The organism is Actinomadura rubrisoli, assembly GCF_004349215.1.
GTDB classification, from domain to species: Bacteria; Actinomycetota; Actinomycetes; order Streptosporangiales; family Streptosporangiaceae; genus Spirillospora; species Spirillospora rubrisoli.
Window position 1 is genome coordinate 1 of record NZ_SMKU01000152.1, and the last position, 22,235, is coordinate 22,235.

Consider the following 22,235-nt stretch of genomic DNA (forward strand, 5'->3'; position numbering starts at 1 on the left):
CACCCCGCCCGAATCCCGCACCGCCTTCACCTGGCGTGCCGCCGCCGGGCGCAGGGCAGGAGGAATCGGCGCCAGAGGGACCGCACGGCGACAACCCGCCGGACCCGCTTCACCCCGCCCGGCGCGCCGCCCTCAAGCGTCTCGTCCTGACCCGGCACCGCCTCGCCGACCTGTCGTTCAGCGACAGGACGGAGCTTCGGCAGTGCTACCTGGCCGTCTGCCAGAGTTTCCAGCAGCTCGATGACCAGGTCCAGCTCCGTTTTCTGGAGCAACAGCAGTACTACGAAGCGCTCGCAGCCGAGCTGGCCTGATCCGCCTGCGCGGCGCACGCCCGCCGATGCGGCCGGACGGCCGCTGCACCTGGGAGACCGACACCCCATGAACGACAATGCACAAGCGAGGAATCGCCGATTCAAGTGGCTGATCTTCCCAGAGAGGAAACGGCAGAGGATACGGCGCAGGCGCTGGTCGCGATCGTGGCTGGGAGAGCTCGCGTCCACCTGGTGGCGCTTGGTCGCGGCCGTGGCGATCGTGGCGCTTCTCATCAGCCTGATCCCGGCCTTGAGCTGGGCCGTTCCGCGGCGCAGCTGCCGTCCCGGCCTCGCGCCCAGCGGTGACGTCTGGAGCAAGGGCGGCGAGTGCGTCGGGATCTCCGAGGGAGAGTACGCGTTCAACCGGCCCGAGCTGCGTTCGGTGATGCGGAAGCTGGCGGCGCAGAACGCCGACGCGCACGACGGATCGTGCGGCAAACGCTCCCGCGCCGTGACGGTCGGCGCGCTGATGACCTTGACGTCGAGGGACGCCGGGGGCCGAGCCGTCCATCTGCTCGAAGGCGTCGTCGCCGCGCAGGCCCGGGCCAACCAGGACAAGTCCGGGTGCATCCATCCGGTCCGCGTCCAGGTCGGGCAGATGGGCGCGGACGAGCAGGCGGCGACCTCCGTGGCGAAACGGATGTCGGACGACGTCGTGGCGGTCGTGGGCATGGGACTGAGCGACCAGCGGACGGCTGACGCCGCGAAGGTCTTCGCCGACCGTCGCATCCCGATGATCGGCGACGTGATCACGGCCGAGGGCTTCGACAAGAACGGCTCCAAGGACGACCGTCCCGACTTCGGCGGGTGCAGCGACGCCAATTACAAGGACGGCGTCGGCCAGGGCTTCTTCTACCGGGTCGCGTTTCGCAACGGTGTGCAGGTCGAGCAGCTCGCCCAGTACTTCAAGTCGGGCAGGTTCAACTTCATCATGACCCCGACCACGACGGACGACCCGTACACGTGCACGACGCTGCCGCTCTTGCACCGCCGGTTCGGCAACGCCCAGGAAGTGCGGTTCGACCCGAGCGACGGAGGGACCGTGAAGCAGTCCGCGCAGCGGATCTGCAACAGCAAGGGGGCTGTCAACGTCTTCTACGCGGCGCGCGCCCGCGACCTTCCCCGATTCCTTCAGACGGTCGCCGACGAGTCGGCCAACGGCCAGTGCCAGTTCTCCAACATCACGGTCGCGAGCACATCCGACGCCGCCCGGATGCGGGCCCAAGAGACCGACCCGTCCGTCGAGTCGCAGCGCTGGAAAGCCCTCAACAGCACCACGTTCAAGGAGGGCAAGGTCCGCCTGGTCTACTCAACACTGGCCGACCCCGATGTGCTCGCCAGGACGCGTAGCACCGCTTTCGGTCAACTCCGCAAGACGTTCACCGACCTCGGCTTTCAGGCGACTCACCTTGACGCGGGCTGGGCCGTCAACGGGCACGACGGCATGTTCACCATCGCCGCCGCCCTGAACACCGTCAGTGCCGGGCAGAAGGTCACGCCCACGCAGGTCAACACCGCCATCGGCGGCTTCGCCAGGGGCGGCCGCTCGGTCGCCGCAGCTGGCGGCAACATCACCTTCGACAACAACGGCAACCGCGACGACACGTCCCCCGTGGTCGTTCAACTCTGCCCTGTCAAAGACGCCCGCAGCCCGATCACCCACACGGCCCAAGTCCACCCGGCAACGACCAGATGCCCCTAGCCCGGCGCCCCGTCCAGGCTGATCGTCCGCCGATGGCCGTGAGCGCAACAGGACTCTTCCCCCATTGCCTCGGGAACCCTGGATCGCGGGGGCCAGCGGCCCCCGGGATCCTCGCGTCAGGCGATCAGACCTGGCCGACCTTCTCCAGCGCCGCGCAGCAGGTGCCCGTGATCAGGCGGGCCACCACGTACGGGTCGACGTTGGCGTTGGGACGGCGGTCCTCGATGTAGCCCTTCTTGTCGACCTCGACCTGCCACGGGATGCGGACGGAGGCGCCGCGGTCGGACACGCCGTAGCTGAACTCGCTCCACGGCGCGGTCTCGTGCATGCCGGTCAGGCGGCGCTCGATGTCGGCGCCGTAGCCGAGGACGTGCTCCTGGGCCTTCTCCGCCAGCGCCTCGCACGCGGTGATGATCGCGTCGTAGCCCTCGCGCATGGCCTTGGTGGAGAAGTTGGTGTGCGCGCCGGCGCCGTTCCAGTCGCCCTCGACCGGCTTCGGGTCGAGGGTCGCGGACACGTCGAACTCCTCGGCGATGCGGTAGAGCAGCCACCGGGCGACCCACATGTGGTCGCCGACCTCCAGCGGCCCGGCCGGGCCGATCTGGAACTCCCACTGGCCGGGCATGACCTCGGCGTTGATGCCGGAGAGCTTCAGCCCGGCGTCCAGGCACGCGTCCATGTGCGCCTCGACGATCTCGCGGCCGAACACCTCGTCGGAGCCGACGCCGCAGTAGTAGAAGCCCTGCGGGGCCGGGAACCCGCGCTCGGGGAACCCGAGGGGCCGCCCGTCCTTGAAGAACGTGTACTCCTGCTCGATGCCGTACCAGGAGTCCTGCGCCGCGTACCGCTCGGCGATCGGACGCAACTGGGCGCGCGTGTTGGTCTCGTGCGGCGTGCCGTCCACGAGGAAGACCTCGCACAGGACGAGCTTGTGGTCCCCGCCGCGGATGGGGTCGGGACAGGAGAAGACCGGCTTGAGCACGCAGTCCGAGTTGTCACCGGGCGCCTGGTTGGTGCTGGAGCCGTCGAAACCCCAGTCCGGCAGGTCGGCGCCGTCCGGGAGGATCCTGGTCTTGGACCGCAGCCGCGCGGTGGGCTCCGTGCCGTCGATCCAGATGTACTCGGCCTTGTAGCTCAACGTCGATCCCTTCGTCCATGCCGGGGGCCTTGTGGGTTTCGGCTCTTCTGAAGCTGCCAACGCGCCATTTCGGACCTGTTGCCCATGTGTGAACGCCATGTAAAACGCAACGTGACCTGCCCCGATCCTCTGCGACCTTCCTCACACTCCGCCTCTGTCCGGACATACTCGTCGCCCTGCACGAGCTTGAACCCCCCGAACGGCGCGACCGCGTCCGCCTCCTCCGCGCGTTCCGCGACCTCGACGCCGCCGGGATCGTCGCCCGCGCCGACTTCGCCTGCCGCCAGAACCGCGGGATCGCCGAGATGGGCGGCGAGATCCCCGAGGGCGAGCAGCGGCGCGGCTATGCCTTCTTCCACCGCCAGGACGCCGAGTCGTCCACCTGGCCTCCGAAGCGCGGGTCGGGACGGCAGCCGGAGAGCCTCGGGCTGAACGTCTTTCGCCCTGTCGAGTTCCAGCACAACCACCGCAACACCCATTGCGCACCCGCGCCGAGGAACCCCAACTCCGCGCCCTGCTCGGACAGCCCGCACACCGCCCCCGGCCGGCGCGCGTAGCGCTTTGACCACAGCGGACGGGTTGCGCCTCAAGCGGGTGCCTCTGGGTTAATACCGGCCGTCGCCTCCGCATTAAAGGCAGGCGAGATATCCCGGTCTTCGCGGTCTCCGTGACAGCGAGTAAGCATTCCAAGTAATGGACGTCCTTTATCGGCTCCACGGTCATCCCTATCCAAATGACACGCGTATGAAGAATGGATGAGGGCAATCTGACTGAAAGAATATTGGAAGCGCAAAGTCAAGTGTCATATCAATTCTCGCGTGAGACCGTTCCACAGGCGCGGAATCGTCGGATCCGAGTCTCCTTGCAGAGGAAGGTAGGCGCAATGCCATTAAAGTCGAATGATCAGCTTCAGGCGCTCCTGATCGAGGCGCGGCTGAGCGGAGCCGTCCTGGCGCGGGCCGTCAACCAGTTGGCCAGCGAGAACAACATGACGACGACCTACGGACGAGCCGCGGTATCGCGGTGGTTGAGGGGCATCCAACCGCGCCATCCCGCGCCGTCATTGGTCGCCGAGGTCCTGAGCCGCCGCCTTGGGCGCACCGTCACCCCTAGTGCGGCGGGCTTCGGCGGCGGTCAAGGTCGGGCGGGTGACCCGTTCCAGCAAGGGATGGACGATCCGCTCAAGCAATTGACGGCGCTGGCACCGGGCACCTCGGGCAGCGACCAAGGGTTGCACAATCTGGTGTACAACAGGGCGGCCCTGCAAGTTCCCTCCTGGGGCGAGATCGCGGGCACCGTGGTGCACCACCATCGCGGCGAGCAGAAGACACCCGTGGGGCGAGCCGAGGTGGTCGCGGCGACGGCCATGACCGAGGCGTTCGCCGTTTCCGACGCCCTCACCGGCGCCGGTCTCGTCCGTCCCGCGCTGTCGGCCTATCTGGCCGCTCCGGTAGCCGGTTGGCTGCGGGCCGACATCGGAACTCGGATTCGTTTCTCGCTCCACTCGGCGGCCGCGCGCCTGACCTATCTGTGCGGTCATCTGTGTTACGAGGACGAACTGCATGGAGCCGCCCAGCGCTACTTCCACGCGGCGCTGGCGCTGGCGGCCCAGGCCGGTGATCCCACTGCCTACGCCCTTGGTCTCCGAGCCCTGAGCATGCAGGCCCGGCACTTCGGCCACCGCCAGCAGGCCCTGGACCTCGCGCACGCCGCGCTGGAGACGCCGGCCCCGGCCGCACCGCAGACCCAGGCGCTCCTGCACAGCGAGGTCGCCGTGGCGCACGCCGCCGCAGGAGACAGAGCAGGCACTCAGTACCATCTGCAATCCGCCCAGGCGCGGCTGGGATGCGACTGCCGGATCCGGATCGCCGTCGGCACTTACTACCACCATGCTGACCACGCCCAGCAACAATCCAACGCCCACAGACTCCTGGGTGAGCAGTTCGCCGCCATCAACGACCTCAAAGACTCCATCCGCCGCCGCTCAGCCGTCGAGCGCCGCGCCCGGACGATCGCCCTGGCCGATCTGGCAGAACTTCAACTCGCCTGCGGTCGGCTCGACCAGGCCATCGACACCTGGTACCGATTCCTCAACAACTACCCGACCGTCCAATGCGGACGCGTCCGCACCGCCCTCCGCGACATGCGCTCCCGCCTTCGCACCCATGCCAACCACGCCGCAGCCCGAACCCTGCTCCGACGGGCCGACCTCACGGCCGGCAAGACGCCCACGCCCGCCAGTGGGAACGCCCTGCACGCGCTCTGAAAAGCACACGTCAGACCGTCATGGGACATGGTCAACTACTTCCCGGAAAGCGATCGGATGCTGGAACTGGTCGCATCCTCAGACCTGCCGGTTCCGTAGGAGTTCCCCTGGTACTACGGGAGAGGTCAGTCAGATGACCTCGAACAGCAGGCGCGGCAGGTGGTCGAGGAAGGTCTCACCGCAGGCGACGACGAGCGGGCGGCGGTATTCGCCGCACGCCGGTTGCATGAGGCGATCGGCGCGTACTGGCAGGCCGCGGCCCGGGCGGAGCCAATATGTGGCGGCCCCGTCCGCCGCGTGAGATCCGGGACGGGCCCGCTCAGCGCCATCCGGGACGGGCCCGGTCAGCGCGCGACGCCGACGGGGCGGCCTGGAGCGGCACCGTCGCGCTCCAGGAGTCGGCGTAGACCGAGTTCCAGCATCGGGGACGGCCCGATACCGAGTTCGGCGACAATGCTGCTGCGGGTTCGCTGATAGGCGTCCAAGGCGTCATCGGCGCGGCCGTGCAGCCTCACGGTCGCGGATCGGTCCTGCCGGGACGTCCTGCAGCGCCGGCCCCCGCCACAACCCCAGCGCTTCCCGATACCGGTGCGCCGCCCTCGCAGGCGCCCGTTCCCGCAATTCCTCCGCCTCGGTGCAGCCCAGACGGAACCGGTCGACGTCGGCGCAGTCGATCGGCGCATCGAGGCGGTAGCCAGGGGCATGGGCGTGCAGCCGCACTGGCCAGCCGGGTGCGGCGCTTGCCCCCGTCGACGCACACCGTCCAGGTACCTCCTCCGCTGCGCATCACGTTGAGCACGCCGACGACCCGGTCCGAGCCGTGTCGTTTCGCGACGTCGTGCAGCAGTGATGGCCGCCCGTCCGCCGAGGTACTGACACCGATCGCCGCCGCCCCGGCATCGAGCAGCAGATCCGCCGCCAACCGGGAGGGCAGCAGGCCGCTGGCCACCGATGCTCGATGATCCCGATCGCTCGCGGCCGGCTTGGGACACCCTGCTCGGACCACGGTCTGACGGAGGCGCGCACACCCGTGGACACCCCGGCGTCGAGCACCATCATGTTCGAGGCCGTTCGGGCTCTCAGGTATAGACATCCCGCCAGTAGTCTTCGTGGCTCTTAGCGAAGTCGTCGGGGCGCGTCTGACGGAGGCGGTCGTACCGGGCGTAGAGGAACTGCACGGCTTCTTGCAGGCTGCATTCGAATGCCGCCCTGATCCAGTAGACCGCTGAGAGTATTCGACCTTCGACGATCAGTTCGTCAAGAGCCTCCCACTCACCGCTCATGCGCTGATCGTCCCAGGCGGGCAGACGTCGGCCAACCGGTTATCGGACGACGCGGACGCGCAAGGTCGACACCGCGGATAGGCACCCGAATTCGGAGCCGCTGCGGGCGTCACGCGCCGGAGTCCGGGCACGCCACCTCCTGGAATGCGGATAGTGTCACCGCAGGCACCACACACTGGAGAGACGACGTGACCTTCACCGGGCGGGTATAGCGTGGACATGCTGGAGTTTCCCGATGCCGCGGCGTGGGAGTCCTGGCTGGAGGCGCAGCACGAGGCGCGGACCGAGGCATGGCTGCGCATCGCCAAGCGGCACTCCGGGATCGTCCTGGTCACGATCTCCGAGGCGCTCGACGTGGCCCTGTGCCACGGCTGGATCGACGGTCAGCGCAAGGCGTATGACGATGTGTCATTCCTCCAGCGGTATTCGCGCCGTCGTCCCAAGAGCTCATGGTCGAAGGTCAATGTGGCGAAGGCCAAGGCGCTGATATCGGCCGGTCGCATGCGCCCGGGCGGGCTCGCGGAAGTCGAGGCGGCCCAGGCGGACGGACGGTGGGACGCGGCGTACGAGTCGCAGCGCACCGCCTCCGTCCCACCCGATCTCGCGGCCGCGCTGGCCGACGACGCCCGCGCCAACGCCGCCTTCGAACGCCTCGGCCGATCCGAGCGGTACGCCGCGATCCTGCCGCTGCTCAAGGCCCGCACTCCGGAGGCACGCGCGAAGATCCTGGCCCGGACGATCGAGCGGCTGGCAACCCAGAGGTAGCCCGCGCCGCCTATCGGCGGAGCGCCTCGGTCGCGGTGCGCGCGAGGGTGATGAGCTGCTGGTGACGGGTGGCCGGCCAGGACGCGAGATGCCCCGCGATCGCCGTGCCGACCGCTTCCCGGAAGCGTGAGACCAGCGCGGCGCCCTGCTCGGTGAGGACCACCTTGGCCGCCCGGCGATCCACGGGATCGGGCTGCCGCCGTACCAGCCCGCGCCGTTCCAGCCGATCGACCAGGCCGGTGATGTTGGTCTTGTCGCAATGCAACCGGCTCGCCAGCTCACCGTGGGTCAGCTCGTGGGGATCCACCATGGTGAGCAGCTGGGCCTGCTGAGGGGTGAGCCCCAGCTCCCGGCTCGCGGTGCCCCTGATTCCTTCCAGGACGCAGCCCAGTTCGAGCAACGCTTCTGCGAGTTCCGGATCGTGTGCGGGGCGTCCCATGAGCCGAGGGTACTTGACAGTCCATGATGTCCACTATTTAGTGGATCACATCAATAGTCCACATCATCAACTAAAGGAGTGCGATGTCGTCGAACACGACAGGCCGGGTAGCGGTTGTCACCGGGGGCTCACGCGGGATCGGCCGGGCGACCGCGCTGCGGCTCGCCGCCGGTGGGGCGGCCGTCGTCGTCAACTACCGCACCGACGCCGCCTCGGCGAAGCAGGTGGTCGCCGCCATCGAAGCAGGCGGCGGCCGCGCCATGACGACGCGCGCGGACGCCGCCGACCCTGCCGAACTCCGCACGCTCTTCGACGCGGCCGAGCACCATTACGGCGGCTTGGACGTGCTGGTGCACAATGCCGCGGGCTTTGTACGGGCTCCGCTGGCCTCCGCCGCCGACGGAGACTACGAGCACGCCTTCTCGCTGAACGCCCAGGCCACCTTCGTCGCGCTGCGCGAAGCCGGACGCAGGATGCGCGACGGCGGCCGGATCGTGTTCATCTCCTCGGCGGCCACTCGCATCAACCCGCCCGGCGAAGCCCTGTACGCCGCCAGTAAGGCCGCCGGTGAGCACCTCGCCCGCACCTTCGCCCGTGAAATCGGCCCGCGCGGCATCACCGTCAACAGCGTATTGCCCGGCCCGACCAACACCGACGGATTCGCGGCCGCTTCCGCACCGGTCGAAGCGCTCGTCGCCCAGACCCCACTCGGCCGATTGGGCGAGCCGGAGGACATCGCCGAGGTCATCGGCTTCCTCGCCTCCGATGCGGCCCGATGGATAACCGGCCAGAGCATCACCGTCGATGGCGGCCTGTCCTGACGCCCGCCGAACTCAGGAAAGCGCCGTCCTGCCTCTCAGCGGCAGGCTTGTCCATAACCGGTGACCTCAGCGCCGGGCCGTCATCGACGCCGCCGGCGCCAGCAGGCCGACCCACGTGAGGTCATCAGACATCGGCCCGCGCCTACTTCCCGGTTGTTCTCCGGTAGGCACGGGCCGATGAGTATTTCACAGGAAGGGCGCCACGCGCAGCCGGACGTCCGACTTCACGGCGGGAAGTCCGGATTAACGCTTTACGGCTTGGCGGCCGGGGGTGTCTCGTTCGTCCACCCCTCGCTCAGCGTGCAGGTGTAGTCGTAGCGGACGCCGGGCCGCAGCCCGTTCCGGCCCTCCTTCTTCACGATGGACTGGTCGCCGAGGATGTCGTACGTCTTCGGGTCCAGGACGAGCTGGTATTCGACGACCGACCCGTCGACCCGTTCGACCCAGGGCGCGGCCAGCCCGATTCCCTGACGGCCGCGGGCGTCCTGCACCTCTCCGATCGACCGGACGCCGCGCAGGCCGGCCAGCCTCCGGAACACCGCCGCCCTGGCCTTCGGCGCCGCCAGCTTGTCGCCGAGGTACAGGCTCCCGACCATGAGCTCGTTGGCGCTGCCGTCCACGAAGCCCGCGTCCCTGAGGACCAGCGCCACGAACGCCGCCGGGTCCGCACCGAAGCGGAGACGGGTCTCCGGGCTCACCAGTCCCTTGTTCGGATTCCGGACGTAGGTCGGACGCTGTTCCTCCAAGGGCTTGTTGTCCCTGGTCAAGCTGAGCTTGTCGCCGTCCGAGCCGACCGTCCAGCGGGCGGGTGATCCGGCCTGCCGCCAGGCCGCCTCGTCCTCGGGCGTCCGCGGCCCCACCGGATTGGCCCGGACGGAGAAGTACCGGCGGTCCCGCTTCGACCTCGCCTCCCAGGAGTCGTTCTCCACCTCCGTATAGACCGTGTACCCCTTGCCTGGGGGCACGTGATACGCCTGGCCATGGACCGTCCGCTGCCGCCAGTAGCGGCCCGGCGTCAGCGGCTGTTCCTTCTCCAGTTTGGACGCGGCGACGAGCAGCATCCGCCGCGCGGCATCATGCTCCCCGGCGGCCTGTTCCTTCGGCGGCTTGGGCGCCTCCGCCCCGCCTCCGATGGAGGCAGCCGCCACCACTGCGGCGGCCACCCCGGCTGCCAGGCCGAGCCCCCATCGTCTCCGGCGCTGTACCGTCCGGGGTGTTTCGTCCTCGGTCAGGCGCGCGCGCGCAGCCGCCATGACCTCCGCCGTCGGCGCGGGCGGGTCATCGAACAGCGCCCGCACTTCGGTGAGTTCGTTCATCGGGTCCTCTCCTCGTCACCCAGGGGATTGGTCCCGCCCAGTGCCTCACGCAGTTTCCTTCGAGCCCGGTTGAATCGGGAGCACACGGTGCCGAAGGGGACGTCCAGAGCCTGGGCGACCTCCTCGTACGACAGTTCGGCGAGCACCATCAGCAGCACCACGTCCCGCTGCTTGGCGGGCAGGCCCGCGACCGCCTCGGCCAGCGGGCCCCTCACCTCCTGCTGTGCGCTCACCCGGGCGGCGACCCGCTCGTCGTGGCCGTCGGCGCCGCCGGTGTCGACCGGCATGCGCTTGAGCGCGCGGAACTTGCGCACCTCGTCGCGCCGGTGCCGGCCGATCAGGTTGGTGGCGATCCCGTACAGCCAGGGACGGGCGTTACCGCGGGTCAGGTCATAGGTTCGACGCCGCCGGAACGCGATGTGGAACGTCTCGGCCGCGATGTCGTCGGCGATATGCACGTCGAGGCGCCGCGCCACGTACCGGTGAATCTCCGCGAAGTACGTGTCGAAGATCGCGCCGAACCGTTCGGGCTCATGCCAGGACCGTTCTATGACCGAGGCATCGCCGGCCTCTGCGGCGACATCGGGGGGAACGGCCATGCGTGGCTCCTTCAAGATGAGGCCCTATCCATCGGCGTGGACAGATTTCACCGGTTGTTGCCCGCACGCCACGTCCCCCTTCCATCACCTTGGCGGACCCGCCGCCGGTGACGCGCGGCGCGGGTTCGGCCCGTCCTCGTCCGGGATGGCCCAGAGCCGACCAACCGGACTCGCCCACCCTGCCGGACGAACGGCCCCCCGCGAAGAAGCATCCATATGTAGAGTACGAGTTATGCCCTATGTAGAGTACGAGCCGCCCGAACGGCCGCCCGGCATCTTCATACCGCGTGACACGCTCCTGGTCAGCGGGATCGTGACAGCCGGAGTCGTGGTGGCCGCACTGGTCTGGCTGGCACCGGTGGTCGGCGTGCCGATCGGCGTGGGAACCGGAGTGACCGGGCTGCTGTTCACCTTGTGGTCGCACCGCCACCGCAGCGCTCCGCTCGACCGGCCCCTCCCTCCCGGAGAGCCCGCCGGTTCCGGCGCGCCGGAGGAGGCACCGCGATGAGCCGCGGGCCGCGAATGACGTTGCAAACGCAGATAGTGCTGCGCCAAGCCCTCGTCGAGCCGGGCCGCGAGTGGTACGGGCTGGAAATGGTGCTCGCCACCGGCATGCCGACCGGAACGGTGTACCCGATCATCGCCCGGCTGGAGCAGGCCGGCTGGATCACCTCCCGCTGGGAGAACCCCGGCGAGCACGCCGACGAGGGCCGTCCTCGGCGCCGCTATTACCAGTTCACCACCGACGGCGCCGAGGCAGCGCGCCTCGCATTGGCCAAATCCCGCGCCAACCGCACGACCACACCCGTCCCCTGGAACAATTTGCGCACCCGGCCCGACCTCGGCGGTGCCGGCACATGACCCGGCCGCCCACCTCAGACGACGGCAAGCGGCAACTCGCACGCATGACCGCCTCCCTCTACCGCATCCGCGCCGCCGCGACCCGAACGTTCAAGGTCGTCCAGCCGACCACAGGACACGACAGGGAACACGCGGCGATCGCGATGGCCGCGGCAGTGGCCTCCGCACGCAAAGCGGTGGCATGCGCCGCAGCCGGCCAGTACGCAACGCATGAGTCGATGACCGCGGTAATGCGTGCCGGAATGGCGGCTGCCTGGGCATCGAGAGCGGCAGAGCAAGCGGGAAATCTCTCCGACGCGACAGCCGCAAACGCCGCCAAGAGGGCCTCGGCCGCCGCAGTGGACAAGGTAGGCGACGCCGACGCGCTCGGCGTGGTGGCGAACACGATCGAGACCGTCGCCGTGGTTCTCACCCGCCTGGACGAGCAAGGCTCCGTTGGAACGTCATGGCGCCCGGGCCGGATATCGCGGTCGCTCCTGGGCGCAGCGGTAGCGGTGCTACCGCGCACGGACCGCGACCGCTACGGCGAGGAATGGCTGAGCCTCCTCTCCGACTTGCCCACCCGCCGTTCTCGCGCGCGGCACCTGATGTCGGTGCTGCTAGGGGCGCCCCACCTGAGTTACGCACTGCGCCGCCCCCTCGCCCACCGAAGACGCGCTTGACCGCCCAAGCGGACCCACCACGTCACTGACCGTCGGCGGCCCAGGCCCGCGAGGACCACGTCCACAATGGATCAACCCTCGCCCCTCCTTAGGGCTGTTACCTCGGTGAGCGCGGCCATGATGGAACCGGCCAAGTCCTCCCAACCGTCGGTATTGCTGTCGAACCAGAAGCTATGACCGTCCTTGAGAATCACCGTGTACTCAGGATCCACGCCTGAGATCCGCAGGAGCGAGGACGGCCGAAGCACCCGCCAGCCGATGTCGTCGATATCACTCCAGCGGACCACCATCGAAGCATTGTTGCGCAGGAGCACGATTCCCTGCTTATAGCGCTCTATGCGCTCCTGCTCGATCCCCTCGATTCGCAACCATCTTGAGACCCCGGACCCCAAACAGATCGTCGCCGGGAAGAACAGCACCGTCCCGAACACGAGGAAGGGGTTCGACTCTGCGTAAGCAATAATCGCGAGCGTTGACGCGGCCGTACTCCACAAAGCCCCAGTGCAGACCGCGAGAACGACCCGCATACGCCGCGCACGGATATCGGTGTCGTATTGCCGGACCAACCGACCCAGTTCGCTTGTGGTCAAGGCACCTCCTCCACCCGCGGCCATGGATACCAGGAGCCCGCCGGGACCGGTCCTGGTGCCGACCACTACCCCACAAGGACCGGTTCGGGTGAACACTCCACGCAGAACAACCGGCCGCAACTCCCACAAATCAACGGGCTCCCGGGCGCCACCGCGCTTGGACGCCGCAGGCCTTGTGAAGGCCATGGTGGGCGCGCGCTGGCCGGTGGCCTGCCGCCGGGCATGATCGTGCCCAAGATCTCGGGCATGGCGCTCCCAGCCCGAGGTCGAGTGTCGGGATGCGACTCGGGGCGATGCGGAGCATGGGGCAGCGAATGTAGGGGCAAGGGCCGTCCTAGTGTGAGTGCGTTCGGCAGAATGCTCTTGTGCGTGCGGAGTGGGACGACGCCCGGCTGGGGTTGGCCAAAGGGGCGGTTCGGGTGATGGATAGCCAGCCCGGTTGGTCGGAGGTGTATGAGCAGCTTGCGTCGGCGCTGCGCCCTGCTCTGGGGGTTCTGGCGACAGCCGTCGAGCACGTGGGGTCGACTTCGGTGCCAGGGCTTCCGGCCAAGCCGATCGTGGACATCGCGGTAGGCCTCGCGGCCAATGCTCGGCTTGTCGACGTTGTGGACGCGGTGACCGCGCTCGGCTATGAGTTCCGTGGCGACGGTGGAGAAGAGATCGGGTGGTTGTTCGTTCTGGAGACCCGCCCGCTCTTTCGTGTCGCGCACGTTCATGCGGTACGGCATGGCGGCCCGCAGTGGCGCGAGTATCTGAAATTCCGGGACCGGCTTCGTTCCGACCCGGCTGCGCATCACGCCTATGCCCAGCTCAAGCGCCAGCTTGCCGCCGTATATGCCGACGATCGTCAGGCATATACGGCGGCGAAGACGTCCCTGGTCAGAGACTTGTTGTCCGGGACGTAGTGTCACCTGATCCGTCAGGTTCGGCCTTATACCGAGGTCGGGTCGGCGCGTTCGGTCGCGCAGGGGGTGAGGTCGATGCCCTGATCTCCTCGTAGGGCCGGGCTCAACGGCTCAGGTTCAGCCCCAGCGCGTGAGGTCGGCGGTCGCGGCGAGGTCAGCGGCGATGTTGAGCAGGTTGCGCTGTACCGGCCCGTCGCGTGCGGGCATCCAGGCGACGACGGTTTCGGCTCGATCGTCCGCTAGTGGTATGAACACCACCCCGGTGCGGCGAATGCTGTTCGCCGAGAGGGCGAGCCGGGTCACACCGACGCCGGCGGCGACGAGCCCGAGCAGGTTCGCCGCCCCGTCGGCCCGCTGGACGACGTTGGGGGTGAAGCCGGCGGCGGCGAAGTCCCGGTCGTACTTCTCGTGCCAGGGCGGCCACGACTCCCGCGGCGAAAGCACCCAGTCCTCCTCGGCCAGGTCGGCGAGGCGGAGTTCGGCTCGGCCGGCGAGCGGGTGCCCGACCGGCAGGACCGCGCAGACCGGTTCCGTGGCGATTGTCCGGGTGGCCAGGTCGGCGACGAGTGGCGGACGGGTGAAGGCCGCGTCGAACCGTCCGTCGCGCAACCCCGCGACCAGTTCGTGGATCTGCTCATGGTGGGTGGTGAGCTCAAGGTCGGGGAGGCGTTCCCGCAGGGCTTTGACCACGGGCGGCAGCATGTAGTTGGCCGTGGAGGCGAGGAACGCCAGATTGAGGCGGCCAAGCTCGCCGCGGCCGGCGCGCTGCGCGACGACGACGGCGGCGTCGGCCCTCGCGAGAACGGCGCGGGCCTCCGGCAGGAACACCCGTCCGGCTTCCGTGAGACGGGTCCCGCGGGCATCGCGGTCGAACAGGCGAACTCCCAGCTCGCGTTCGAGCGCGCCGATCTGCTGCGACAGCGACTGCTGGGCGAGGTGAAGGTGCTTTGCGGCGCGGCTGAAGCCCAGGTGGTCGGCGACGGCGACGAAGTACCGCAGATGACGCAGCTCCATGGTCACAGGTTCTGACTGTAGCCGCAGGAACAAGCGTGTGTTGGTCAGGCCACGTCCGGACCCGGCAGGGTGAAGACGGCAGCACGCAATCTGAACAGGGGTGTGGGCAACGATGACGGAGACTGGCCGGGTGTGGTTGATCACCGGTTGCTCGTCGGGATTCGGCCGGGAGCTGGCGTTGGCGGCGTTGGCGGCAGGCGACCGGGTGATGGCGACCGCACGACGGCCGGACCGGCTCGCCGATCTCGTCGCGGCCGGCGGAACGCGGGTGCGGACGGCGCCGCTGGACGTCACACAGGAAGAGCAAGTGACCGCCGCCGTCGCACGGACTCTCGCCGAGTTCGGCCGGGTGGACGTGGTGGTCAACAACGCCGGCCACGGCAGCGTCGGCGCCGTGGAGGAACTGGACCTGGCGGACCTGCGGGCACTGATGGACGTCATGTTCTTCGGAGCCGTCGCGGTGACCAAGGCCGTCCTGCCGCACCTGCGCGCACGACGCGAAGGGGCGATCGTCCAGATGAGCTCGATGGGCGGGCAACTGAGCATGCCGGGCTTCGGAGCATACTGCGCGGCCAAGTTCGCGCTCGAAGGTCTGTCCGAGGCGCTGGCGGCAGAAGTCGCGCCATTCGGCATCCGCGTGCTGATCGTGGAGCCCGGGGCGTTCCGCACCGAATTCGGTGGCCGGCGGATGCACCGGTCGCCAGCCATCGAAGAATACGCCGCGTCGACCGGTCCGACCCGCGCGTCGGTCGACGGCATGGACGGCGCCCAGCCGGGCGACCCGCGTAGAGCGGCCCAGGCCATCCTGCAAGTCCTTGACAGCTCCCAGCCGCCACTGCGGCTCGCGCTGGGCAACGACGCCGTCGACCACATCGCCGCCCACCACGAACTGCTCCACGCTGATCTAACGCAATGGGAAAAGCTCAGCCGTTCCACAGACGTGGAATGAGGCCCCGCCACATTCGGACCGCCGCCCCGGCATCGCCGCCCGCCGTCCCGGATGACGCTCGGGGCGGGGGTCGCGCTAGTGGGCTCACGGCGCCAGCCCCTGTTCCCCTAATCGCTTCTCAAGTCCGTGGGCGCAGCCTGTACCAGTGCGGATTGGTCTTGTTCATCGGCCAACCCAGCCCTGCGGTTTCCGCAGGTTCGACGGTGAGCATCTCCCACTCGGGGAACGCCTCCTCGACTTCAGCCTGGGACACTCGGCCCACACGGGAGCGCATCCGGCTGTGGCCGAAGGCGAGCATCAGCAAGGTCGCGTTGGGCTTGGCAAGGGCAGAGACTCCCCGTCCCACCGCGCTGCGCTGGTCGGCGCCAAAGCCCTGGAAACAGCCGATGTCAAGGAAGAAGTCGAACGCCCCCAGATCGGCCGACCGCAGGTCCGTCACGTCTCCCACAAGGTAGGTCGCTCCTTTGGTGTCGCGGCTTTTCGCGGCCTCGATCGCGGCGGGCACGTAATCGACTCCCACGGCCTCCCATCCGCGACACGCGAGATCGGGCGTGAACTGTCCCCGGCCGCAACCGAGATCGAGCGCACGGCCGAGTGGGCGTGAACGCTCGGCCTCCTCACGGTCCAGCAGTGCCGCGATGCTCGCCGACGCCGCTTTTCCATAGCGTTCCCAGGGAGTGAGCCGTAGGCGGTACAGCCGGGCGTAACTCGTCATGTGGACTACCTCCTTATGCGGGTGAGCGGAAGCCTGTTCCAGGACCGTCGCCTGGTGGCCTGCCTGCTGCACCCCCTGCACCGCTGCCGGCCCCGAAGCTTCCCATCCCACGATCACCGTCTGAGCCGAGCACATCAACTACGATCCATAGTACTACAGTCCGTAGTACATAAACGGCTCGGGAACCCGGAGCGGGCACGCACACGGACATCGCTACCGCGCACGGACCGCAGAAGTGAGCACTCAGAGGCCCCTCTGCAGACGGCGAGCAGGCTTCAAGACGTGCGGGCCGCACTCATACGCGCCCTGGAGGGGCACGGCATGATCGTGTGATGAGCAGGCGAGAACGCGAGCACCGGTGGCCCGGGGCCTGCCCTCGATGCGGCCAACAGCAGGACCATTCCGAGCGCCTCGACGCTGCCTTGTGCCCGCGCTGCGCGAACCGGAGACGGCCCACGAGTTCATGAAGCACTCGTCGCTCACAAGGTCGAGGGCCATGATCCGGAAGGGGGATCATGGCCCTGAGGGTGGGTGGGCGCGGCAGGTTTCGAACCTGCGGCCACTCGCTTGTAAGCCAAGCCCATCCCGCGAAGACGCAGCTTCCCGTCCTGCGCACCGGTACCCCATGGGTCGCCCACGTCCACCCGAGTCCATCGCGACTGTCACTCAGTTAGACACCCAAACCGCCTGGCTTCGCACGCTGCATGACGGTCCATCACCACCGAGATCTGGTTGCCGCCGACCAGCGCCGTCGGCTCGACCAGAGCTGCCCGACCGCCCCCAGCGGCAGTCCCGCAAGATCACCACAGACTCCTCACCTCAAGCACCAACAGATGTCCGATGAGGACTACCGCCGCACGCTCAAGGGCGCCTGCAAGCGGGCGCCGGGGGCGGCCGCGCCCGGCTCTGCGCGCCGGGCATGCGGCCTGTTCCGTCCGGTCCCGCCGCGCAGAGCTGGACGCCCCCCCGCCCGCTCGATCGTCGGCGCGCGCGATGATCACACTCGCCGTGACACCGCCCCGGCCGTCACTCACCTCGGCGATCTCGCCACTGCTCAACTAACTGAGTCCCGAAGCGCCAACACAGGACCAGATACGAGATATCCTCATTCGGTCCTGTATCAGCGGTCCACCCTTGGCCGAAAGTGGTGGCCCTTCTCCTCGATGACAGACACCCTTGTGAGGGCATTTTGATCAAGATTCTGCTCTTGGCGGCCAACCCACGAGACACTGGCCCGCTGCGGCTCGGCGAGGAAACCCGCAAGATCGAAGAGAAGATCCGGGAGAGTAGCGCCGCACAACGGTTCTCCGTTCGGTCGGCATGGGCCGTCACGATCGACGAACTCCTGTATCAGCTCAACTCCTTTGAGCCGAACGTGGTCCACTTCATCGGCCACGGGGGAGCTGATCAGATTGTCCTCGAGACGACAACAGGCACGAGCCAGCCACTGACCAAAGAGGCATTGAGCACGATCTTCTCTCACTTCCGTCAGTGGCTCCAAGTTGTCGTGCTGAACGCATGCTATTCGGCTGCCCAGGCGGAAAAGCTAGCGGAGCAGGCTGACGCCGTCATCGGGATGACCGACCAAGTCAGCGACGCCGCAGCGATCGAATTCTCCGCCGCCTTCTACCGCGCGCTCGGCTTCGGTCGCTCTGTCGAGGCCGCTTTCGCCCAGGGCGTGGGGATGCTGAAAGTGGACGGCCTTCCCGACGCCGACGTACCGAAACTGATCCATCGCCGCGGCGTCGACCCAGCCAAACTCGTCCTGGCAGGAGCGTCGGACGCCGCGATGTCCATCCGACGGGCGGAAGACCCTCGAGTCCCAGCAAAACTCCGGCAGCACCTGCAAAACGGTTGCGAATTCCTGCTGCTGAGTGAGAAGTCCGTACGAGTGCCAGAACAGCACTCGGCCGAGGAGAACCGAATTTTCCTCGAACTCGGGATGCGCCAGTCGAACGCGGTCTTCGTGATTGAGGTGAACCGCTTGTCAACAGTCGGTGAAGCGGCGACCGTGTTGGCCCAACGACTCCTCCCGACCGACTACCACTGGTACTCCTGGACGTTGGTGAAACACGAGGCTCTTGCCACCAAGCTCAGCCTTGCAATGGCGGGACTGCGATCCGGTGATCACGTAATGCTGGTAGGGAATCACCGGATGCCCGAGTGGGCACCGAGTCGGCGGTCGCGCTGATGCACGCAACTGAATTGCTGTTGTTGGACCACGCCGATCGGCGACTCCACCTGGTGCCTGTAGACGCACTTCGGTCGGCCGTCCTCGGCGGTCCTGGGCACGTCGATCCCGACCGGCCGATGGTGGAGTGCACGGCACTGCCCTCTGGCCAGGTCATTTACGTGCTTGCTGACGAGATCCGGCCGCACGCCCTGCCTGATGACGCCGTGTCAGCAGTGTTGACCCGGTTCGCGGTGACCGGACTAAGGCCAGCCAATAGCCCCATGCTGGCGACGGATCGGCGCACCCTCCCGATGTTCGGGAATCTGGCCGATCCCACCTGGCTGTCTCTATCACTGGGTGGACAGTGCGGAAGTAAATGCGTGTTCTGCTATACCGAGTGGATAAGACATGAGCCGAAGCTCACATTCGACCAAGCGGTTCGCGCTCTGGACGAAGCGATCTCGATCCCGACCGTCGAAGCCGTGGTCTTCACCGGAGGCGAACCGACGATCAGGAAGGATCTGCCTGAGCTTGTTCGCCACGCCTCTAAGCAGGGGTACGGGGCCATCGGGCTGCAAACCAACGGCCACCTGATCGCCAACCCACTGTACCTGAACGGTATCGTCGAATCAGGAGTCACTAATATTCTTTTGTCCCTGCACGGTGCACGCCCCGAGACCCACGACCGCATAACCCGGCACAGGAACAGTTTTACTCTCGCACTCCGAGCGCTAAAGTCGCTGGCTGTTGACGATCGGGTTATGGTCGAGGTCAATTTTGTGGTCTGCGTGCAGAATGCATGGGAAGTCGAGGACCTTATCGAACTGATCTCGCAGGTCGCTCCAGCAGCCACTGTCCGATACTCATTCCCCATCGTCGAAGGGGCTGCTTACGATAATGCAGAATCGACATTGCCCAGCCTGCAAGCCTTCGTCGAGCTGATTTCCGGGACAGTGTCCAGAGCGGCCGGAGGAACCACCGTGTCCGTCGCAAACGTCCCAGCGTGCATCTCGTCGAAGATCGGCCTCGCGAATACCTACACCGTGTCACAGCGACGATCGATGTTGGCTGTTTCTCCATTCGCCAGTTCTCGGACACTGCGTGGTGAGGTGTCGGCCAAGCTTCAGGTCTGTGGCGGATGTCGCTTCTCTGATGAGTGCGATGGGCTTCAACTCGCCTACCTAAGGCGGTTCTCCCAAGCTTATCGCCATGTAAGCGATGCCCGAGACTGTTAGCAGACTCCAGCAGTGTGGCAAGCGGTTGTGATCAATGTTGCGAGGCGCCCTGGCCTCAGCCTTCTGGGGGCACGAGGCCGGTCGGAGACCATCGCCGTCCGGAGGGCACCTAGGAGGCCCAGTGCCACCAAGGCCACAGTAGCCGTTGCTAACACGAACGTTGACAACGGGCCTGGATGACCTTGGATCGGCGTGGACATGCGGGAAGCTGCGCTGCTGGTCAGAGGATGGATGTGGACGGGCCTGGATACCTCTGATCTTGCTTGTAAACAGGGCCTGCGACCGGTAAACCTCAGCCGAGGATGTGGATGCCGTCGTGTTGGCGGATGGGGACGGTTGAGGGCGCGATCAGGGCGTCTTGGACTCGGATGGCGAAGGCTTCGTCGGCCAGCTCGGCGACCTCGTCGGCTGTGACCCAGCGGAAGGCGGAGGTCTCGTCCGACTGTCGGAGGGAGCCGGCCGCGGCATCGCAGCGGAAGACCAGGGCCACGATGCCGCGGGTCATGTTTTTGTAGACACCGGTCAGGGCGGTCGGCGTCACGTCCAGGCCGGTCTCCTCCTGGACCTCGCGGCGAAGGCCCGTGATGATGTCCTCGTCCTGCTCCAGAACGCCGCCGGGCGCCTCCCAGTGGCCGTTGTCGCGGCGCTGGATCAGGAGGGCTCGACCCTGGTCGTCGACGACGACCCCGGCCACGCTGACGGAGTGGCGACTGTCGGGCATTTCGCAAGCTCCTCTGACCAGGTCTGGCTACTAGGATCAACGCTAGTACATGTACGTACGAGTTGAGGAGTTGGCCGCGCGTGGGCGAGCTGGAGTTGCCAAACCTGGATCCGACGAGCGATCGGCCAGTCTTCAAGCAGATCGCGGATCACCTCCGAGCGGCAATTGACAGCAAGGATCTATCGCCGGGCGAAAAGCTTCCGTCGGAGAGCCAATTGATCGGGCACTACGACGTGGCCAGGATGACGGTGCGTCATGCTCTCCAGATTCTGCAGAGTGAGGGCTGACTGTCGCCGAGCATGGCAAGGGTGTTTTTGTTCGGTCCCGGCCACCAGTACGGAGGCTGGCCTCCGACCGGTTTGCTCGGCATCATCGCGAAGAGGGCAAGGCTGCTTTCATCGCCGAAGCCGAGGGGGCCGGCGTCAAGCCGTCGGTCGACTCCATTGACGTCACGGAGAGCAAGCCATCGGCAGAGATTGCGTCGAAGCTGAATCTTGCGAGTGATGACTTGGTCATCGTCCGGGCGCGTCGGTATCTACTCAACGGACATCCCGTGGAAACGGCGACCTCGTACATTCCGGCCTCAATCGCTCGCGACTCGCAGATTGCGCAGCCCAACAGCGGCCCTGGGGGGATCTACGCCCGCCTGGAGGAGCTCGGCCATCGCCTCGATCACTTCACCGAGGAGATCCGGGCCCGGATGCCGCTGCGAGATGAGGCCCGGTCGCTGAAGCTCGCGCCGGGGGTACCGGTGTTCCACCTGGTGCGCACGGCTTATGACCAGGCCGGACGGCCAGTTGAGGTCTGCGACACAGTCATGTCTAGCGACGCGTACGTCCTCTCGTACGAGCTTCCCGCCCGGTAGCGCTTGACTCATCTAGACGAGTTGCGTCACGTTCTGTTGGTACTCATCTAGACGTCTAGTTGTCCTTCGGGACGTCTGCGGACACACCCGGTCTTCGCCGTTGTGCGGCAGGGCCGCCAAGGGAGGTTCCAACTCGATGACCACCATGACTTCGGGCGCCGCTGAGGCGCCGCCGGTGCGGCTGTACCGGGTCAGCGAGACGATGGAGTTGCTGTCGCTGTCCCGGTCGGTGATCTACGAGCTGATCCGGTCGGGCCGGCTGCGGTCGGTCCAGGAGGGTCGCTCGCGCCGGATCCCGGGCTCAGCGATCGCCGAATACATCGCTCTGCTGGAGAGCGAGGCCAGGTGATGACCCGCGAGCGCCGCAAGCCCGGCCCCGACCTGGCGATGAGGCCCGTGGCCGCTGAGGGCATGTCCGCGGCAGGCCTTCGGATCCGGCTGGTCGGTCTGCCGGACGAGGTGTTGGCCGCGCCCAGATCCTGGCCGAGGCGTTCGACCTAATTGAGGTGTCGTCGGCCTATCCGTGCCGTGGCGCCTCCCGGAACGTGCGCGCCTATCTGCAGGTGCGTCTCACTCCGCAAGGTTCTGCGCGACCACGAGGACGGGCTGCCGTCCGAACCGGCGAAATACACGGTCGCCGGGGCGGTGGAGTACTGGCTGCAGCACGGCCTCAGCGGCCGGTCGGAACGCACAGTGGAGATGAACCGAACGTTCGCCGAGAACCACGTCATTCCCGCCCTGGGCGCGCGGAAGCTTCGGGAGCTCTCGGCCGAAGAGGCAATGCCATTTAGTTAAGCTTGTGTCCTCCAGTATCCACATATCCACAGTTGAGGTTGTGGGTTTCGTTGTTGGGCAACGGCTGTGAGCTGGGGCTGCTATTTTTCGGCTATGGCAGATCCTGGCAA

At 67.2% G+C, this 22,235-nt stretch carries 26 protein-coding genes; 16 read left to right on the forward strand and 10 right to left on the reverse strand.

Features of this window, described 5'->3' with window-relative positions; genetic code table 11:
* Nucleotides 1-311: hypothetical protein (locus tag E1298_RS25685; RefSeq protein WP_243725798.1), on the forward strand; the 311-nt coding region annotated here is incomplete at its 5' end.
* A gap of 211 nt (nt 312-522) precedes the next feature.
* Nucleotides 523-2,013 (forward strand): ABC transporter substrate-binding protein, encoded by a 1,491-nt coding sequence (locus tag E1298_RS25690; RefSeq protein ID WP_131897577.1) that lies wholly within the window; start codon nt 523-525, stop codon nt 2,011-2,013.
* Between the two features lie 124 nt (nt 2,014-2,137).
* Here the strand turns inward: E1298_RS25690 and glnII are convergent, their stop codons facing one another.
* Entirely contained in the window at nt 2,138-3,151 is a 1,014-nt protein-coding gene (glnII, locus tag E1298_RS25695) for a glutamine synthetase (protein WP_131897579.1), read from the reverse strand.
* 176 nt (nt 3,152-3,327) lie between these two features.
* On the opposite strand from glnII, the gene E1298_RS25700 reads away from it, so the two are divergent.
* Both E1298_RS25700 and E1298_RS25705 read left to right on the forward strand, forming a co-directional pair.
* Nucleotides 3,328-3,708: a DUF6891 domain-containing protein gene (locus E1298_RS25700; RefSeq protein WP_424923139.1), complete on the forward strand. Its 381-nt coding sequence runs from the start codon at nt 3,328-3,330 to the stop codon at nt 3,706-3,708.
* A 194-nt stretch (nt 3,709-3,902) separates the two neighbouring features.
* Nucleotides 3,903-5,417, forward strand: coding sequence for an NsdA family TPR-like regulatory protein (locus E1298_RS25705; protein ID WP_131897583.1), 1,515 nt, complete (start codon nt 3,903-3,905; stop codon nt 5,415-5,417).
* A 489-nt stretch (nt 5,418-5,906) separates the two neighbouring features.
* On the opposite strand, the gene E1298_RS51860 is transcribed toward E1298_RS25705, so the two are convergent.
* Both E1298_RS51860 and E1298_RS25715 read right to left on the reverse strand, forming a co-directional pair.
* On the reverse strand, nt 5,907-6,137 hold the full coding sequence (locus tag E1298_RS51860; protein ID WP_131897585.1) for a BTAD domain-containing putative transcriptional regulator: 231 nt from the start codon (nt 6,135-6,137) through the stop codon (nt 5,907-5,909).
* A 359-nt stretch (nt 6,138-6,496) separates the two neighbouring features.
* Complete coding sequence (locus E1298_RS25715; RefSeq protein ID WP_131897587.1) at nt 6,497-6,700, reverse strand: hypothetical protein; 204 nt, start codon at nt 6,698-6,700, stop codon at nt 6,497-6,499.
* A gap of 219 nt (nt 6,701-6,919) precedes the next feature.
* Here E1298_RS25715 and E1298_RS25720 point away from each other — a divergent pair, with 219 nt between their 5' ends.
* A complete protein-coding gene (locus E1298_RS25720; protein WP_131897589.1) occupies nt 6,920-7,465 on the forward strand; it encodes a YdeI/OmpD-associated family protein in 546 nt (181 codons plus the stop codon).
* A 10-nt stretch (nt 7,466-7,475) separates the two neighbouring features.
* Here E1298_RS25720 and E1298_RS25725 read toward each other — a convergent pair whose 3' ends face one another.
* The gene (locus tag E1298_RS25725; protein WP_131897591.1) at nt 7,476-7,904 is read right to left on the reverse strand and encodes a MarR family winged helix-turn-helix transcriptional regulator; all 429 of its coding nucleotides are present in this window, start codon (nt 7,902-7,904) and stop codon (nt 7,476-7,478) included.
* 83 nt (nt 7,905-7,987) lie between these two features.
* Between E1298_RS25725 and E1298_RS25730 the strand changes: the two genes are divergently transcribed.
* The gene (locus E1298_RS25730; RefSeq protein ID WP_131897593.1) at nt 7,988-8,725 is read left to right on the forward strand and encodes an SDR family oxidoreductase; all 738 of its coding nucleotides are present in this window, start codon (nt 7,988-7,990) and stop codon (nt 8,723-8,725) included.
* Nucleotides 8,726-8,976: 251 nt separating this feature from the next.
* On the opposite strand, the gene E1298_RS25735 is transcribed toward E1298_RS25730, so the two are convergent.
* Both E1298_RS25735 and E1298_RS25740 read right to left on the reverse strand, forming a co-directional pair.
* On the reverse strand, nt 8,977-10,041 hold the full coding sequence (locus tag E1298_RS25735; protein ID WP_131897595.1) for a hypothetical protein: 1,065 nt from the start codon (nt 10,039-10,041) through the stop codon (nt 8,977-8,979).
* Nucleotides 10,038-10,640, reverse strand: coding sequence for an RNA polymerase sigma factor (locus tag E1298_RS25740; RefSeq protein WP_131897597.1), 603 nt, complete (start codon nt 10,638-10,640; stop codon nt 10,038-10,040). The genes E1298_RS25735 and E1298_RS25740 overlap by 4 nt, the downstream gene beginning before the upstream one ends.
* Nucleotides 10,641-10,872: 232 nt before the next feature.
* On the opposite strand from E1298_RS25740, the gene E1298_RS25745 reads away from it, so the two are divergent.
* The 3 genes from E1298_RS25745 to E1298_RS25755 are packed head-to-tail and all read left to right on the forward strand — an operon-like array spanning nt 10,873 to nt 12,163.
* The gene (locus E1298_RS25745; protein ID WP_131897599.1) at nt 10,873-11,148 is read left to right on the forward strand and encodes a hypothetical protein; all 276 of its coding nucleotides are present in this window, start codon (nt 10,873-10,875) and stop codon (nt 11,146-11,148) included.
* 14 nt (nt 11,149-11,162) lie between these two features.
* Nucleotides 11,163-11,501: a PadR family transcriptional regulator gene (locus E1298_RS25750; protein WP_131897601.1), complete on the forward strand. Its 339-nt coding sequence runs from the start codon at nt 11,163-11,165 to the stop codon at nt 11,499-11,501.
* The gene (locus tag E1298_RS25755; protein ID WP_131897603.1) at nt 11,498-12,163 is read left to right on the forward strand and encodes a hypothetical protein; all 666 of its coding nucleotides are present in this window, start codon (nt 11,498-11,500) and stop codon (nt 12,161-12,163) included. The genes E1298_RS25750 and E1298_RS25755 overlap by 4 nt, the downstream gene beginning before the upstream one ends.
* Nucleotides 12,164-12,234: 71 nt before the next feature.
* On the opposite strand, the gene E1298_RS25760 is transcribed toward E1298_RS25755, so the two are convergent.
* Nucleotides 12,235-12,753 carry a hypothetical protein gene (locus E1298_RS25760; protein WP_131897605.1) on the reverse strand — a complete coding sequence of 173 codons (519 nt, stop codon included), beginning with the start codon at nt 12,751-12,753 and terminating at the stop codon, nt 12,235-12,237.
* 365 nt (nt 12,754-13,118) lie between these two features.
* Between E1298_RS25760 and E1298_RS25765 the strand changes: the two genes are divergently transcribed.
* Nucleotides 13,119-13,658, forward strand: coding sequence for a GrpB family protein (locus tag E1298_RS25765; RefSeq protein WP_131897607.1), 540 nt, complete (start codon nt 13,119-13,121; stop codon nt 13,656-13,658).
* A gap of 117 nt (nt 13,659-13,775) precedes the next feature.
* Here the strand turns inward: E1298_RS25765 and E1298_RS25770 are convergent, their stop codons facing one another.
* The gene (locus tag E1298_RS25770) at nt 13,776-14,672 is read right to left on the reverse strand and encodes a LysR family transcriptional regulator (RefSeq protein WP_243725799.1); all 897 of its coding nucleotides are present in this window, start codon (nt 14,670-14,672) and stop codon (nt 13,776-13,778) included.
* Between the two features lie 130 nt (nt 14,673-14,802).
* On the opposite strand from E1298_RS25770, the gene E1298_RS25775 reads away from it, so the two are divergent.
* Complete coding sequence (locus E1298_RS25775) at nt 14,803-15,621, forward strand: oxidoreductase (protein WP_243725800.1); 819 nt, start codon at nt 14,803-14,805, stop codon at nt 15,619-15,621.
* Between the two features lie 118 nt (nt 15,622-15,739).
* On the opposite strand, the gene E1298_RS25780 is transcribed toward E1298_RS25775, so the two are convergent.
* Nucleotides 15,740-16,336, reverse strand: coding sequence for a class I SAM-dependent methyltransferase (locus tag E1298_RS25780; protein ID WP_165975660.1), 597 nt, complete (start codon nt 16,334-16,336; stop codon nt 15,740-15,742).
* A 1,189-nt stretch (nt 16,337-17,525) separates the two neighbouring features.
* On the opposite strand from E1298_RS25780, the gene E1298_RS25785 reads away from it, so the two are divergent.
* Together E1298_RS25785 and E1298_RS25790 are read left to right on the forward strand one after the other, a co-directional pair.
* Nucleotides 17,526-18,527, forward strand: coding sequence for a CHAT domain-containing protein (locus E1298_RS25785; RefSeq protein ID WP_165975661.1), 1,002 nt, complete (start codon nt 17,526-17,528; stop codon nt 18,525-18,527).
* A complete protein-coding gene (locus E1298_RS25790) occupies nt 18,500-19,744 on the forward strand; it encodes a radical SAM protein (RefSeq protein ID WP_131897615.1) in 1,245 nt (414 codons plus the stop codon). The genes E1298_RS25785 and E1298_RS25790 overlap by 28 nt, the downstream gene beginning before the upstream one ends.
* A 292-nt stretch (nt 19,745-20,036) precedes the next feature.
* On the opposite strand, the gene E1298_RS25795 is transcribed toward E1298_RS25790, so the two are convergent.
* Nucleotides 20,037-20,465, reverse strand: coding sequence for an NUDIX hydrolase (locus E1298_RS25795; protein ID WP_131897617.1), 429 nt, complete (start codon nt 20,463-20,465; stop codon nt 20,037-20,039).
* Nucleotides 20,466-20,545: 80 nt separating this feature from the next.
* Here E1298_RS25795 and E1298_RS50530 point away from each other — a divergent pair, with 80 nt between their 5' ends.
* The 3 genes from E1298_RS50530 (at nt 20,546) to E1298_RS25805 (ending at nt 21,679) form a co-directional block, all read left to right on the forward strand.
* The gene (locus E1298_RS50530) at nt 20,546-20,752 is read left to right on the forward strand and encodes a GntR family transcriptional regulator (protein ID WP_243725801.1); all 207 of its coding nucleotides are present in this window, start codon (nt 20,546-20,548) and stop codon (nt 20,750-20,752) included.
* Nucleotides 20,753-20,940: 188 nt separating this feature from the next.
* On the forward strand, nt 20,941-21,330 hold the full coding sequence (locus tag E1298_RS50535) for a GntR family transcriptional regulator (RefSeq protein WP_243725803.1): 390 nt from the start codon (nt 20,941-20,943) through the stop codon (nt 21,328-21,330).
* Between the two features lie 136 nt (nt 21,331-21,466).
* Nucleotides 21,467-21,679, forward strand: a complete 213-nt coding sequence (locus E1298_RS25805) for a helix-turn-helix domain-containing protein (protein WP_243725802.1) — start codon at nt 21,467-21,469, stop codon at nt 21,677-21,679.
* Nucleotides 21,680-22,235 lie beyond the last annotated feature (556 nt).